The organism is Streptomyces sp. NPDC048295, from assembly GCF_040652135.1.
Classification (GTDB): Bacteria; Actinomycetota; Actinomycetes; order Streptomycetales; family Streptomycetaceae; genus Streptomyces.
Map to the genome: position 1 here is coordinate 168,337 of NZ_JBEZLL010000011.1, position 13,913 is coordinate 182,249.

A 13,913-nucleotide genomic window follows, 5' to 3' on the forward strand; every position below is an offset into this window, starting at 1 on the left:
GACACGGTTCATGGCCCGATCGACACCGCCGGCGCCTCGTCCGCGGCTTCCCCGGCGGCCCTGAGCCGGTGCGCTTCCGCGCTCATGTCGACGGGGGTGAACCGTACCGGAAGCCGGACCAGCGCACGGTGGAAGGGGCCCGGACGCCACTTCAGCCCATCGACCGGAACGGCCAGTTCCGCGTCGCACAGCTGACTGGTGAGCTGCTCGATCGCGGTCATGGCGATGAGCAGCGCCGGCTGCTTCGCCGGGCACCGGTGCGGACCCGCGGACCAGGCGAGGTGGGCACTGGCCCCGGAGCGGATCGCGAGGTCCGAAGGAGCAGGTGTGGAACGGGTGTTGGCCGCGGCGTAGGAGACCAGGAGGAGCTGTCCGGCGCGCAGCCGCACGCCGTGGAACTCGGTGTCGCGCCGCGGGTAGTGGGCCGAGAGATTGGCCAGCGGGGGGTCCTGCCAGAGGACCTCGTCGATCGCCTCGTGCGCCGTCATCGCGCCCCCGTGCAGCGAACCGGCGTAGCGGGCGTCGGTGAGCATGTGCAGCAGCGCGTTGCCGATCAGATTCGTGGTCGGATCGTGGCCCGCGCTCATGATGAGGGTGATCTGACGCACAGTCTCGTCGTTGTCGAGATTCGCGGGGTGGCCGAGGAGGTACGAGGTGAGGTCGCGGCGCGGCCGGGCGCGCCGGTCGGCGACCAGCGCGGTGACGACCTCGACGAGGTCGGCGTACGCGGCGGCGGCGTTCTCGGCCGAGTTGAACATGCCCGCGATGCCGTTGACGATGCGTTCGCCGTCGCCCGGCTCCACGCCGAACCAGGTGACGAAGACATGCAGCGGAAGGCGTCGGGCGTACTGGGCGATGAGGTCGCCGTTTCCGGTGGCGGCGAATTCGCCGATGAGCCGCTGGGCGACCCGGGCGACCTCGGCCCGCAGGACGTGCGGTTCGATCAGGGCGAGGCTGTCGTTGATGGCGTCGCGGTAGCGGGCGTGCACATCGCCGTCGCTGAAGAGCGCGGTGGGCCGGTAGCCGAGCATCGGCAGGACCGGCGAGTCCTCGGGGACGGTGGCCTGCCAGGCGCGCGGGTCCTTGGTGAAGGTGTGGGTGTCACGCAGCAGATCGACGGCGGCCTGGTAGTCGGTGACCAGCAGGGCGTCGATGCCGGGGGCGAGCCGGACGGGTGCGAGCGGGCCGTGTTCGCGCAGGCGGCGGTAGTGGCTTTTCGGGTCGGCGGCGAATTCCGGGCCGTACAGGGCGAGGGGCTGCGGCGGCTGTGCGTACGGTGTCATGACGGGTCCTCGGGCCTGGGCATCCGGGTGAGCACGTGCTCGGCCAGCGCGATCAGCGCGTCGATGCTGCCGCGGCGTTCGCGGGCGTCGCACTGCACGAGCGGGGTCCCGGGCGCGAGGTCGAGGTGCTTGCGCAGGACCTCGTCGGGGTGGGCGGGGGCGTCCGGGAAGCGGTTGACCGCGACCGCGTACGGCAGCCCCTGCTCCTCGACCATGTCCATGACCGCGAAGGAGTCGCCGAGCCTGCGGGTGTCGACCAGGACGAGCGCGCCGAGCGCACCGCGCGCGATGTCCTCCCAGAGCGGCAGGAAGCGCTGCTGGCCGGGGGTGCCGAACATGTAGAGCACCAGGTCGTCCAGGACGGTGAGCCGGCCGAAGTCGATGGCGACGGTGGTCGTGGTCTTGTCCGGCAGCCCGGCGGTGTCGTCGAGCCGGGTGCTGGACTGGGTCATCGCCTCTTCGGTGTGGAGCGTGGCGATCTCCGACAGCGTCCGGATCAGGGTGGTCTTACCGACACCGAACGGGCCCGTGACGACCAGCTTCATCAGGGTCCGGGCCGCGGGCGGCAGATAGCCCACGCCGGTGCGGTCAGTGCAGGGAGCGGAGTCCAACGAGCAGCCTCTCGACGAGCGACCGGTCGATCTCCCCGGCACTGGGGATGGGCGGTCGGGTGTGCAGATGTCCGGCGGCCGCGAGGTCCGTGGCCAGGAAGACGGTGGCGCTGACCGGCAGGTCCAGGTGGGCCGCGCACTCGACGACGGTGAGCGCTCCCGGTTCGAGCAGCTCCCACAGCCTGCGCTGTTCCGAGCCGGTGTCCGGGGGCAGCTCGCCGTCGGCGCGTACGAGTACGTCGAGCCGGTCGAGCGCGGGGCCGGCGGGCCGGGTACGGCCGCCGGTGACCAGATAGGCGGGTATCAGACGGCGCCCCCGACCGGCGGTCATGGCCGGGCGGCGGTGTCCGGCAGGCGGGCGGGTGCGTTCATCGCCCGGGTCAGGGCGGTGACCTGCACCTGCATCTGGTACGCGATGTCGCCGAGCTTGGCACCGGGTTCCGCGAACAGGGCGAGTGTGGTGTTGTTCCCGGCCGGTACGACGATGGCGAAGCCCTGGTCGGACTCGACGACCGTCTGGGCCAGGCGCGGTGCCTCGACATCGGTGAACGCCGTGGTGAACGCGCGTGCCGCGGCGTGCAGCGTCGCGGTCATGGCGGCGACGCGTTCGCCGGAGGCCCGGTCCAGGCCGGGCGACGCGCCCTCGACGAGGCCGTCCCCGGTGGCGACGACGGCGTGCTGGACTCCGGGCAGCTCCAGCAGCGGGGTCAGCACCCATGCGAGGTCACCGGCGGTGGAAGTGGGGGCGCTCACGTCAGGTCGTCTCCTTGCTCGTCCCGGTCGTCCGGGTGGTCGTGGTCGTCCGGTGCCGGTGCGGATGGCCGCCCGGCGACGCTCCTGCCGTTGAGGGTGCCCTGCTGGAGTGCCGCCCAGGAAGCCCCGGCCTGCTCCGGTGTACGAGGCACCTGTTCGCGGTCCGGGGCCGCGTCGGCGGGCGCGGGGCGGGCCGGACGCGGGGCGCGTCGGCGCCGGCTGGGCAGCGCGGCAGCCTCCCCGCCGGCGGGTTGCGGCACAGGGGCGGTCTCCTGCTCGGTCGGGGCGGGATGGGCGGAGGCGGCCTGCGTCTGCACCGGCTTCGGGACGAGGGCGGAGAGGCTGCGGTCCTCCTCCATCACGGTCAGCAGATGGGCGGGGACGCGCAGGATCGTACGCATGCCGCCGAACGGCGATGCCTCGATGTGGCAGTTGAAGCCGTACTGCAGCACCAGCCGGCCGACGACGGCGAAGCCGGTCTGCGGCGGATCGCCCAGCTCGGTCAGCAGGACTTCGGGCGGGCCCGCCAGCAGGGCCCGTGCCCGGTCGAGCGCGTCGTCGTCCATGCCGATGCCCGCGTCGTCGACCACCAGGAACGCGCCCCGGCCGCCGCTCTGCTGGACGGTGACCTGGACATCGGTGTCGGGGTGCGAGTAGGCGGTGGCGTTGGCCAGGAGTTCGGCCAGTGCGATGGCGAGGGGTTCGGCGGCGCGGGCGACGAGCGCCAGCCGTTCGTCGCGCAGGTGGTTGGCGACCTTGATGCGTTCGTAGCCGGCGACCCGGGACTGGGCACCGAGCACGATCTCGACGAGCGGCGAGTTCTGGCGGGCGAGGCCGGGCCAGGCGTCGCAGAGGACCGCGGTGGCCTGGGTGCGGCGCAGCGCCAGTTCGTTGCGGAAGTCGAGTTGCAGGATCCGCGGGTCGTCGTACTCGTGCTGGAGCTCGTGCAGGAGTTGCTGGGACTGGTTGAGCAGGGACTGGATCTTGGCGGAGGTGCCGCGCATCGCCGCGCGGGCGGCCGCGTCGACGCGGCCGCGCTCCTCGACGACGGCCTTGCGGGCGGCCTGCACCGCCTCGGTGAGCAGCCGCGCGGAATCGCCGTCGACCTCGGCAGCCTCGCGCAGTCCGGGGACCTTGGCGGTGGGGTGGGAGAGGGCGAGCGCGGCGGCGGGTATCCGGTTGCGGGCCAGCTGGCGGATCTCGTCGGTGAGGGCCGCGGTACGGGCGTCGGCGGCCTTCGACTGACGTTCGGCCAGCTCGGCGCGGGCCAGCGCGATGTTCTCGGCGCGCGCCGCGTTCTGTGCGCGGACCGCCGCCGCCACGGCGGCGGCGACGGCGATCACCGCCACTATCCATCCCATGCCGTCACCGCGTTTCTGTCGTCGGGTCGGTCTGCCGGCCGAAGCGGTGGCAGGAGCCCCGCCTACTGCTGCGCGGGGCGGGCCGGCTCATGCGGCCCCTCCAGTTCTTGAGCGACCACGGCGACCTCGGTCATCACCTGGAGCACGCCGGGCAGTTCGGAGCCGTCGAGCTGCCGGTACTCGCTGCCGATGGTCACCACCAGCCGTTCGGGAAGGCCCAGTTCCGGGTAGCGTCCCTCGCCGATGACCCGGCGGGCGGCCTCGACGGCGGGAATCCCCGCCGCGTGGAAGGCGTGGGCGCGCTCGCGTACGTACTCCAGGTACACGATGTGGTCGCGGACCCCGGCCCGGTCGAGGAGCGGTCCGTGTCCCGGGACGACGGTCTCGGCACCGGTGGCCAGCACCCGTTCGCAGGCCGAGATCAGGTTGCTCAGCGGGCCCGCCCAGTGGACCGGGTGGTCGCCCGGCTGCTGCGGGGTGGAGGAGAAGATGATGTCCCCGGTGAAGACGGCTCCCTGCGCCGGCAGATGGACCATCAGGTCGCCGGTGGTGTGCGCGGACGGCAGCGCGGAGATCCGGACCGGGTACTCCCCCAGCGTCAGTTCGAGCTCGCCGGTGAAGTAGGTGGTCGGCATCACCGGTTCGGTCTGCGACCAGTCGAAGGGGCCGAAGTGCCGGGCCAGGTAACCACCGAGCGGGGTGGCCGGATCGCCCGCGGCGACGAGGGCGTGCTGCTGCTTCGGCGTGGGTTCGTAGTGGATGTGCTCACGGGCCTCGCGGGTGGCGATGATCTCCGCGTCCGGAAGCACGCCCGCGCCCCAGAAGTGGTCGCCGTTCGCATGGGTGACGATCACCCGGTCGATGCCGACGCCGTCGGGCAGCCGCTTGGTGGATTCGGCCAGGAACTGGCCGGCCAGCACGGCGTCGTACGGGGTGTCGATCCAGAGCGCACCGCGGGGCGAGACGAGCAGACCGCAGTTGGCCAGCCCCCAGCCCCGTTTCGGCGGGAGCCATGCGTACAGCCCCTGCCCCAGGTCAACGACGTCTCCACCCGTGATCGACATGGACGCGATTATGCCGACCGAATTCCGGCCACGCGTTCGAACCCGGCCACCCCGAGATCCTGTTGGCGCAAACTGATCGCTCACACACCCTGATTCCGAGGGCATGGTGACCCTGCGAAACCGACATGCTCCACCCTCACCCGCCACCTTCCGGACAACCTTCCCCAATTCACCCGACGGTGTCACGCGTCGCGTCGAGCCCCCGCCGGAGTGCCGCCAAACCGGAATGAGCCGATTACCCACCGAGCATGGCCGAAAATAGGTGCACAGAGACCTCCGGGGACAGTGCCGGAAGGCACTGTCCCCGGAGGTCTCCCGAGCATCGGACCGGGACGTCGGACGCGCCGGTCATGGCGGTCGCGGGACCGGCCTAGCGGACCTGCCCGCCCTCGAAGTAGGCGATCAGCTCCGGGTCGAGGGCCGGCACCTCGAAGGGGGCACCGCCCTCGCGCAGGGAACGGGTCGCGAGCACACCGGCGGCGACGCTCATCCGGGCGGCCACCGGCGAGGTGTCGGTGACACCCCCGTCGCGCACGAACCGGCAGAACTCCTCCATGATCCGGCCGTCCCCGCCGCCGTGCGAGCCCTTGGCCTCCGGCACCCGGTAGGTGATGTCGGCCTCGGCGCGGTATCCGCTGGGGCCGGTGTTCCAGACCCTGACCTCGTCACCGGGGCCGTCACCGAAGTTCTCCAGCCGGCCCTCGGTGCCGATGACGGTGTAGTTCCGCCAGTAGTCGGGCGTGAAGTGGCACTGCTGGTAGGCGGCCACGACGCCGTTGTCCAGCTGCATGTTCATGACCGAGACGTCCTCGACGTCCACGACATGGTGCAGGTCCTTGCGGGCCGTCGGCGGCCAGTCGAACTCGCGCAGCCAGTTCGCCGGGCGCGGGGTGTCCGCCTCGCGGCGCGGCAGGTCACCGTAGACGAGGAGGTCGCCGAGCGCGTTGACGCGGCGGGTGTAGCCGCCGGCCAGCCAGTGCAGGACGTCGATGTCGTGCGCGGCCTTCTGGAGCAGCAGACCCGTGGTGCGGGTCCGGTCGGCGTGCCAGTCCTTGAAGTAGTAGTCACCGCCGTAGCCGACGAAGTGCCGCACCCACACGGCCTTGGGCTCGCCGATGTCGCCGCGGGCGATGATGTCGCGCATCAGTCGCACGACGCCCATGTGACGCATGTTGTGCCCGACGTACAGCCGGGTCCCGGTCTCGTAGGCGGCGCGCAGGATGTTGTCGCAGCTCTCGACGGTGATCCCGAGCGGCTTCTCGACGAAGACGGCCTTCCCGGCCCGCAGCGCGTCGATGGCGATGGTCTCGTGGGTGTCGTCCGGGGTCGCGACGATGATCGCGTCGAGGTCGTCCCGGCCGAGGAGCACCTTGTAGTCCTCGACGGCGACATCGGTGCCGAAGCGCTCGGCCTCGCGCCGGCGCACCTCGGGGTCGAGGTCGCAGACGGCGGTGATCGCCGAACCCTGTCCGGGGTGGTGGGCGGACGTCGCGATGGAACGGCGCAGGCCGAGCCCGATGACGCCGAGTCGCAGGTCTGACACGGGGGTCCCTTCTGTCTGTACGGGTGGTGCGGGCGGAGACTACTGACTGCGGTTACTTGCCGGCGATCGAGGCCTCGAACTCGGCGCGCATCTTGTCGCCGCCGCCGGAGCGCCACTTGCGCAGCTCCTCCTTGTAGGCGGAGATCGGCTTGCGGCCCGCGATGATGTCCTTCTGGCAGTCGCTCATCGCGGTGGTGAGGGAGGCACTCTTGCTGGTGGACGTGTCGGAGAAGTGGCCGCTCGTCGGGTTGGTCTGGTTGATCTTGAGGAGTTCCTGCTGCCAGCCGTGGATCCGCCCGGCCAGCTCCGACTTGCCCGGCAGGTAGATGTACTCGGGACCGGCGGCCAGGAAGGCGAGCGGCATGGCGGTGGTGACGGCCTCCGCGTTCCCCTTCGGCGTGAGCTTGATGTCACCGCCCGACGAACGGGTGAAGTGCGTGCCCTCGATGCCGTTGTCGAGGAAGAGCCGCTCCTCGGTGCCGAAGGGCGCGGCCAGGTAGTCGAGCACGCCCAGCAGCATCTTGACCCGCTTGTCGTCGGCCTTCTTGTTGATGGCGGTGTAGCCGACGGATCCGTATCCCATGCTGTAGCGCGGCTGCGCGCCGGGCTTGGCGGCGAACGGCTTGATGATGCCGAACGGGAAGTCGTAGTTCTTGACGTCGACCAGGAAGCTGGGGAAGGACTGCACATAGGCGCCCAGCGTGCCCTGGGCCATCTTCTCCATGACGGTGGAAAGGTTGGGGTCGGGCCAGAAGAGACCGGCCTTGGCGACCTTGACGCCGAACGCCAGGGCCTCCTGGTACTCCTCGGTCTCATACATGTGCGTCAGCTTGCCGCCCTCCAGGCGCCAGCCGCTGGGGGCACCGAACCACTGGCCGAACATGCCGACGTGGTTCACGTACGCCGGTTCCAGGACGTACTTGTTGCGCTTGGCGTCGAGAAGCTCCTTGCCCTTGGCGAGGAAGTCCTCGGCGCTGCTGAACTCGGCACCGCCGACCGGCTTCCAGTAGTCCTCGTTGACGACGTAGACCTGGCCCATGGAGCCGTAGGCGACGGTGACGCCGCGGATCTTGCCGTTGATCACGGCGGTCTTCCACGCGGTGGTCGGCAGGTTGGCCAGGTTCGGGTACTTCTTGACCGCGTCGCCGGACAGGTACGGCGTGAGGTCGTGGAACTTGGCGTCGAGCAGTTCGGGCACGCGCTGGATGCCCTGGTTCGGCGGGAACCAGACCAGGTCGGGAATGTCACCGCTGGCCATCATGGCGTTGAACTTGGTGAGGTACGCGTCGACGCCCTGGTCGACGACGATCGTCATGTCGAACTGCGCACCGAGCCGCTTGTTCAGCTCCTGCCAGTAGCCGTTCTTGCCCTGCGGCGGGGCAGGCGTGGTGAACGTCTCGGTGAGGGCCGTGATGCGGCTGCCGTCGCCGGGCGCCTTGGCCACGGATCTGGTCAGCTTCTTCGGGTAGCGCAGATACGTGGCGTCCAGCCCGGCCGCGTTGCCGGCGAGGTCCGCGGGGGCGGTCTGCGCGGGGACGTACGACGGGAGCTTCAGCTTGGCGGACGCCTTGGCACCGCCCTTGCTGATGGTGGCCCCGCTGCCGCACGCGGTCAGGGACGTCAGACCGGCCACGGTCAGGCCGGCGATCCCCGCCGCGCCCATGAAACCGCGCCTGGACATGTTGGTGGACATGGGTGCTCCTTGGAATATGTGAAGTGCGTGGGGCGACGGGATGTCCGGGCGGGCGGATCAGCCCTTGATCGCCCCGGTGAGGACGCCCTTGACGAAGAACTTCTGCAGGAAGGGGTAGACGCAGAAGATGGGCACGATGGCGATGATCAGCACGGCCATCTGCAAGGAGGTCGCCGGCGGGATCGCGTGCACGCCCATGGCCTGCGCGTTGATGCTCTGGCCGTTGAGCACGTAGCTGCGCAGGATCACCTGGATGGGGAACTTGCTGGAGTCGTTGAGGTAGAGCACCGCGTTGAAGAAGCTGTTCCAGTACCCGACCGCGTAGAAGAGGCCGACCACGGCGAGGACCGCCTTGGAGAGCGGCAGCACGATCCTGAAGAGGACGGTCACCTCGCCCGCGCCGTCGATGCGCGCGGCGTCGTACAGCTCCTCGGGAATGCTCTGGAAGAACGAGCGCACGACCACGATGTTGAACGCGTTGAGCAGTACGGGGAGGATCAGCGCCGCGTAGGTGTCCAGCATCTTGAACTGCTGGACCGCCAGGTACGTGGGGATGATGCCGGGCGCGAAGAGGAAGGTGCCCAGCACCAGCAGCAGGATCGGCTTGCCGAGGACGGTGCCGGGCCGCGAGGTGCCGTACGCGATCATCACGGTGCAGGCCAGGCTCAGCGCGGTGCCGATCAGCGTGATGAAGATGGAGACCAGGGCCGCCTGAGTGACGACCCCGCCGGAGAGGATGACCCGGTAGGCCTCCAGCGTCGGGTGCTTGGGCAGCAGGACGTAGCCGCCGTTGGCGTTGAGCTCCTCCCGCCCGGCGAGGCTGGTGCCGATGGCGAGGAGGAAGGGGTAGAGCACGATCACGGTGAGGACGACCAGGGCGGCCGCCTTGGCGCCCTGCCCGTACCAGTGGGGCCGCTCCATCCACGGCGGGCGGCCGGACGAGGGGCGGCGGCGCTCACCTCCGCGGGCGCCGGGGCGGGCGGTGCGCAGCCGCGCCGAGAGGGTCTGCTGACTCATCGGTACACTCCCTGCTCACCGAAGCGGTGGGCCAGCTTGTTGGCGGCGAGGATGAGGGCGAATCCGATGACGCCCTTCATCAGGCCGGCGGCCGTGCTCATTCCCCAGCTGCCGTCGATGACGCCGTGGAAGTAGACGTAGGTGTCCATGACTTCGGAGGCGTCCGGGCCGACCGCGTCGCGCTGGAGGATGATCTGCTCGAAGCCGACCGAGAGGATGTCGCCGAGCCGCAGGATCAGCAGCATGAGGATCACCGGCCGGATGCCCGGCAGGGTGATGTGCCAGATCCGGCGGAGCCAGCCGGCTCCGTCCATGGCGGCGGACTCGTACTGGCCCATGTCGATCGAGGCGATGGACGCCAGGAAGATGATCGTCCCCCAGCCGCAGTCCTTCCAGATGGCCTGGGCGGTGATCAGCAGTTTGAAGGTACCGGGGTCGGTCATCACATTGCCGATGTTGACCCCGTGCTCCATCAGCAGCGTGGTGACTGATCCCGCACCGCCGAGCACCTGCTTGAACATCGCGACCACCACGACCCAGGACAGGAAGTGCGGGAGGTACACGACGGTCTGGATGAACCGCTTGATCTTCTCGCTGATGAGCGAGTTCAGCAGCAGCGCCAGCGCGATCGGGGCCGGGAAGTAGAGCACCAGCTGGATCGCGGTGATCTGCAGCGTGTTGGAGACCGCGCTCCAGAACTCCGGCTCGGAGAGCAGCGCCGTGAAGTTCGCGAGACCGACGAACGGGCTCTGCTTGAAACCCAGGAACGGCTGGTAGTCCTGGAAGGCGATGACGTTGCCCGCGAGCGGCAGGTAGAAGAAGAGCGCGAAGTACAGGACGCCCGGCAGGCAGAAGAGCAGAAGTGATCTGTCCCGCTTGAGACGGTGCCGGAGCGGTAGTCGTACGCGTATGTCCTTGCGCTTCTTCCCGCCGGAGCGATCCGGGTCGTCAGGGTCACGGGGCTGCGGCACAGGCGACCGCACGGCCGAGACCGGCGCATCTGCCATCGTCACAGGCACCTCCAGGGCTGATGGAGCAAAGGGAGTGTCCCGCGATCACGACTGCGACACGCACCGGTGACAGTGCGGCCGTTGCTCCCTCGCGGCGACAGCCACATGGTTCACGACATGCACCCCGATGGCAAGAGTTGTTCATTTCACGCAGGTAACGAACATCTAAGGACATTGAAAAGCCTTGCCCGAGGTCGCCTTCAGCCTCGCAGAAACCCGCAATCGGGCACGTCAGAGGCATGAAGGAGGCAAAGGGAGAGCCCGGAGAGGGCTCGACGAGGGTGCAGCGGGGACACGAAAGAGGTTCGATGTTGATCACCGAACCTCTTGCCAGCCGGTTGATCGCCATCCAGGATGCGTCCTCGTGCTCGATCTTGTGTCGATGAGCACAGAATTCAACATTCTCAAGCAGAGGCTGGGAGACCCGTATGAGCTCTCGCATGTCCAGGTCCGGATCCGGCAGGCTCGGCCGTATCGGCCGTATCGCCGGAAGTGCCGTCGCCGCACTGGCTCTTGCCGCCGGCATCGCCCTGTCCACGGCCGCCACGGCGGAGGCCGACGAGAACGGCTGGGGGGACACCCCCGGCACGTACACGCACTACACCTTCCCCGCCGGGACGCCCGACCTGTCGTCCGTGACGTGGAGTACCACGGTCACCGCCGACCCCGGCTTCACCTCGCACACCTTCTGGTCGCACCAGTTCGGCTTCGACAAGGGCAGCGGCGGCTACATCGGCATGCAGGACAACGGGGGCGAGGACCAGATGTTCCTCTTCTCCGTGTGGGACGTGGACCGGGCCAGGCCGGGCAGCAAGGGCAGTTGGTGCCAGGACTTCGGCGGCGAGGGCACCGGCTACAGCTGCCGGATGAACGTGCCGTGGAAGGCCGGCCACACCTACACGTTCGACGTGGCCGCGCAGGGCGGCGGCTGGTTCACCGCCACCGTCGAGGACACCACCGCCCACACCTCGTTCGAGCTGGGCAGCATCCTGACCCCGGCGACCGGGATCAGGACGGCCGGCATGGTCGACTGGGTCGAGTACTACGAGTGGAGCATGCGCCGCTCCACCTGTCTGCAGCAGCCCTACAGCGCGGCCGTGTTCGGCCTTCCCGAGGCCACGACCGCGGACGGCACCCGGGTCACCGCCACCGCCACCCGGCCGGAGGACAACGGCGACTGCACCAATGTCTCCAGCACGATCGGCCCCGACGGCGGCGTGCAGGTCCTGGGCATCGGGAACTCCGCCCGGGACGCGGTGACCGACCGGGCGGGCAACTGCCTGGACGTGGACGGCGTGGACCAGGACAGGCTCGAATGGGCCGAGGACGCCGATCTGGCCGCCGTCGAGAACCGGGCCGCCGTCGTCGAGACCTGCCACCGGCGCACCGACCAGGGCTGGGTGCACGGCGCCGACCGTACGCTGCGCCTGGTCAACAACTTCTGCCTGACCGCGGCACCCGGGGCGGCCGGCGGCGGCAAGAAGGTCCCGGTCACCATCACGACCTGTGCGGGCACGCCCGGACCGCTGACGACCTGGACCTACGGCGCGCACGGCTCGATCGTGAACGACGCGACCGGCCGGTGCCTGTACGCCCCGGGCGGCAACGGGACCGGACACCGGGTGGAACTGCGCGACTGCACCGGCAGGGCCGATCAGCGGTGGACCGCGCCCCGCGCCTGACCCCGCCGGACGGGCCGGCGTCACCTCACACGGCGATGACGGTGACGCCGGCCTCCGTGAAGCGGGCGGTCGCCTCGGCCGTGATCCCCTTGTCGGTGACCAGGAAGTCGACCTGTCCCAGATCGCAGACCCGGGCGAAGGCCCGCTTGCCGATCTTCGAGGAGTCGGCGGCCACGACCACCCGTTGCGCCTGCTGGGCGAGCAGCCGGTTGATGCTGGCCTCGCCCTCGTGGTGGACGTAGGCACCGCGCTCGGTGTCGATGGCGTTGACGCCCAGCACGGCGACATCCAGCGTGATCTCGCCCAGCACCCCGCTGGCCAGCGGACCGGTCAGCTCGTACGACTGCGGCCTGGCCACTCCGCCGGTCACCACGATCTTGATCTGCGGCCGGATCACCAGCTCGTTGGCGATGTTGAGGGCGTTGGTGACCACGGTCAGGGTCGGCTGGCCGCCCATGTGGGCGGCGCTGTCGCCGACGACGTCGGAGCGCACCGCCAGCGAACGGGCCACCTCGGTGAGCGTCGTGCCGCCGGTCAGCCCCACCACCTCGCCGACCGCCACCAGTTCGGCGACCGCGCGGCCGATGGCCTGCTTCTCCGGGGCGTGGCGCCCGGTCTTGTAGCGCAGGGCCAGTTCGTAACTGACACCGTGCGCCACCGCGCCGCCGCGGGTGCGGGTGAGCAGCTGCTGCTCGGCGAGCTGATCCAGGTCACGGCGGATGGTCGCGGCCGAGACGTCCAGCGTGACGGCGGCGTCCTCGACGTCCACCCGGCCGTTCTTACCGACAAGCTCCAGCAGCGCGTTCCACCGGGCATCCCTGGACAAGGCAACTCTCCTCACGAACCCGGGCTTCGGGCACCCATCCCCTTGGGTACGGTCACCGGACACGCGCAAGCGTCGCACAAGGCTCCGCCCAGTCAAGTCTTCTGCAAACAGAATGCTTGATAATGCTCGCAGGTCGCGTATAACGTGCGCAAACGAGCATCCCACTACGAGTACGGAGTGCAAAAGTGTCATTTGTCGAGATCGAGACAGCCAGTCAGCCGGAGTGCTGGCGTCGCGCCGCCGAGCTGGCCCGGACGCAGTCGGCCGCTCTGCCCGCCACCGGCGAGCGCATCGCGGTCGTCGGCTGCGGCACCTCGTTCTACATGGCTCAGGCGTACGCCGCGCTCCGCGAGGGGGCCGGTCAGGGCGAGTCCGACGCCTTCGCCGCCTCGGAGTTCCCCTTGGGCCGCGGCTACGACCGGGTCGTCGCCCTCACCCGCTCGGGGACCACGACCGAGGTCCTGGAGCTGCTCGACCGGCTGCGTGGTGCCACCCGCACCGTGGCCATCACCGCGGACCCGAACACCCCGGTCATGACGGCCGCCGACGATGTCGTCGTGCTCGACTTCGCCGACGAGCGGTCCGTCGTGCAGACCCGGTTCGCCACCACCGCCCTCACCCTGCTCCGCGCCCATCTGGGCCTGCACACCGAGGACGTGGTGCGCGACGCGGAGACCGCGCTGGCCGAGCCGCTGCCCGAAGGCCTGGTGGACTGCACCCAGTTCAGCTTCCTCGGCCGTGGCTGGACGGCGGGGCTCGCCAACGAGGCGGCGCTCAAGATGAAGGAGGCGTCGCTGTCCTGGACCGAGTCGTACCCCGCGATGGAGTACCGCCACGGCCCCATCAGCATCGCCACCTCGGGCACCGCGACCTGGATGTTCGGCGCCGCCCCCGAGGGTCTTGAGGAGCAGGTGCTGGCGACCGGTGCCCGCTGGGTGGAGAGCGGGCTGGACCCGCTGGCGGAGCTGGTGCGCGTGCAGCGTCTGGCGATCGCCCGCGCCACCGCCCGCGGTCTGGACCCGGACAGCCCCCGCCACCTGACCCGCTCGGTCGTGCTCACGGACGCCTGA

At 69.9% G+C, this 13,913-nt stretch carries 13 protein-coding genes; 2 read left to right on the forward strand and 11 right to left on the reverse strand.

The window, feature by feature from the left end:
• Window positions 1–8 precede the first annotated feature (8 nt).
• The 10 genes from AB0D53_RS18775 to AB0D53_RS18820 form a co-directional block, all read right to left on the reverse strand.
• Window positions 9–1,283: a cytochrome P450 gene (locus AB0D53_RS18775; RefSeq protein WP_362447498.1), complete on the reverse strand. Its 1,275-nt coding sequence runs from the start codon at window positions 1,281–1,283 to the stop codon at window positions 9–11.
• On the reverse strand, window positions 1,280–1,894 hold the full coding sequence (locus AB0D53_RS18780; RefSeq protein WP_362447501.1) for an ATP/GTP-binding protein: 615 nt from the start codon (window positions 1,892–1,894) through the stop codon (window positions 1,280–1,282). Before AB0D53_RS18780 ends, AB0D53_RS18775 begins: the two co-directional genes overlap by 4 nt.
• Window positions 1,872–2,225: a DUF742 domain-containing protein gene (locus tag AB0D53_RS18785; RefSeq protein WP_362447504.1), complete on the reverse strand. Its 354-nt coding sequence runs from the start codon at window positions 2,223–2,225 to the stop codon at window positions 1,872–1,874. The genes AB0D53_RS18780 and AB0D53_RS18785 overlap by 23 nt, the downstream gene beginning before the upstream one ends.
• Window positions 2,222–2,647 carry a roadblock/LC7 domain-containing protein gene (locus AB0D53_RS18790; RefSeq protein ID WP_329819483.1) on the reverse strand — a complete coding sequence of 142 codons (426 nt, stop codon included), beginning with the start codon at window positions 2,645–2,647 and terminating at the stop codon, window positions 2,222–2,224. Before AB0D53_RS18790 ends, AB0D53_RS18785 begins: the two co-directional genes overlap by 4 nt.
• The gene (locus AB0D53_RS18795) at window positions 2,644–4,008 is read right to left on the reverse strand and encodes an ATP-binding protein (protein ID WP_362447508.1); all 1,365 of its coding nucleotides are present in this window, start codon (window positions 4,006–4,008) and stop codon (window positions 2,644–2,646) included. The genes AB0D53_RS18790 and AB0D53_RS18795 overlap by 4 nt, the downstream gene beginning before the upstream one ends.
• A gap of 62 nt (window positions 4,009–4,070) precedes the next feature.
• Entirely contained in the window at window positions 4,071–5,072 is a 1,002-nt protein-coding gene (locus tag AB0D53_RS18800) for an MBL fold metallo-hydrolase (protein WP_362447511.1), read from the reverse strand.
• 370 nt (window positions 5,073–5,442) lie between these two features.
• Window positions 5,443–6,615: a Gfo/Idh/MocA family oxidoreductase gene (locus tag AB0D53_RS18805; RefSeq protein WP_362447514.1), complete on the reverse strand. Its 1,173-nt coding sequence runs from the start codon at window positions 6,613–6,615 to the stop codon at window positions 5,443–5,445.
• Between the two features lie 52 nt (window positions 6,616–6,667).
• A complete protein-coding gene (locus AB0D53_RS18810) occupies window positions 6,668–8,308 on the reverse strand; it encodes an extracellular solute-binding protein (protein ID WP_362447517.1) in 1,641 nt (546 codons plus the stop codon).
• 57 nt (window positions 8,309–8,365) lie between these two features.
• Window positions 8,366–9,325: a carbohydrate ABC transporter permease gene (locus AB0D53_RS18815; protein WP_329819476.1), complete on the reverse strand. Its 960-nt coding sequence runs from the start codon at window positions 9,323–9,325 to the stop codon at window positions 8,366–8,368.
• Window positions 9,322–10,296 (reverse strand): ABC transporter permease subunit, encoded by a 975-nt coding sequence (locus AB0D53_RS18820; protein WP_329819914.1) that lies wholly within the window; start codon window positions 10,294–10,296, stop codon window positions 9,322–9,324. Before AB0D53_RS18820 ends, AB0D53_RS18815 begins: the two co-directional genes overlap by 4 nt.
• A gap of 467 nt (window positions 10,297–10,763) precedes the next feature.
• Here AB0D53_RS18820 and AB0D53_RS18825 point away from each other — a divergent pair, with 467 nt between their 5' ends.
• Entirely contained in the window at window positions 10,764–12,017 is a 1,254-nt protein-coding gene (locus AB0D53_RS18825) for a ricin-type beta-trefoil lectin domain protein (RefSeq protein WP_362447521.1), read from the forward strand.
• A 25-nt stretch (window positions 12,018–12,042) separates the two neighbouring features.
• Here AB0D53_RS18825 and AB0D53_RS18830 read toward each other — a convergent pair whose 3' ends face one another.
• Entirely contained in the window at window positions 12,043–12,843 is an 801-nt protein-coding gene (locus AB0D53_RS18830) for a DeoR/GlpR family DNA-binding transcription regulator (protein ID WP_362447524.1), read from the reverse strand.
• A 185-nt stretch (window positions 12,844–13,028) separates the two neighbouring features.
• Here AB0D53_RS18830 and AB0D53_RS18835 point away from each other — a divergent pair, with 185 nt between their 5' ends.
• Window positions 13,029–13,913 (forward strand): sugar isomerase, encoded by an 885-nt coding sequence (locus AB0D53_RS18835; RefSeq protein WP_362447527.1) that lies wholly within the window; start codon window positions 13,029–13,031, stop codon window positions 13,911–13,913.

Excerpts from the sequence above, each read along its gene's own strand:
- AB0D53_RS18775 (WP_362447498.1), bottom strand. The coding sequence starts at position 1,283 with ATGACACCGTACGCACAGCCGCCGCAGCCCCTCGCCCTGTACGGCCCG.
- AB0D53_RS18785 (WP_362447504.1), bottom strand. The coding sequence starts at position 2,225 with ATGACCGCCGGTCGGGGGCGCCGTCTGATACCCGCCTATCTGGTCACC.
- AB0D53_RS18795 (WP_362447508.1), bottom strand. The coding sequence starts at position 4,008 with ATGGGATGGATAGTGGCGGTGATCGCCGTCGCCGCCGCCGTGGCGGCG.
- AB0D53_RS18800 (WP_362447511.1), bottom strand. The coding sequence starts at position 5,072 with ATGTCGATCACGGGTGGAGACGTCGTTGACCTGGGGCAGGGGCTGTAC.
- AB0D53_RS18810 (WP_362447517.1), bottom strand. The coding sequence starts at position 8,308 with ATGTCCACCAACATGTCCAGGCGCGGTTTCATGGGCGCGGCGGGGATC.
- AB0D53_RS18815 (WP_329819476.1), bottom strand. The coding sequence starts at position 9,325 with ATGAGTCAGCAGACCCTCTCGGCGCGGCTGCGCACCGCCCGCCCCGGC.
- AB0D53_RS18825 (WP_362447521.1), top strand. The coding sequence starts at position 10,764 with ATGAGCTCTCGCATGTCCAGGTCCGGATCCGGCAGGCTCGGCCGTATC.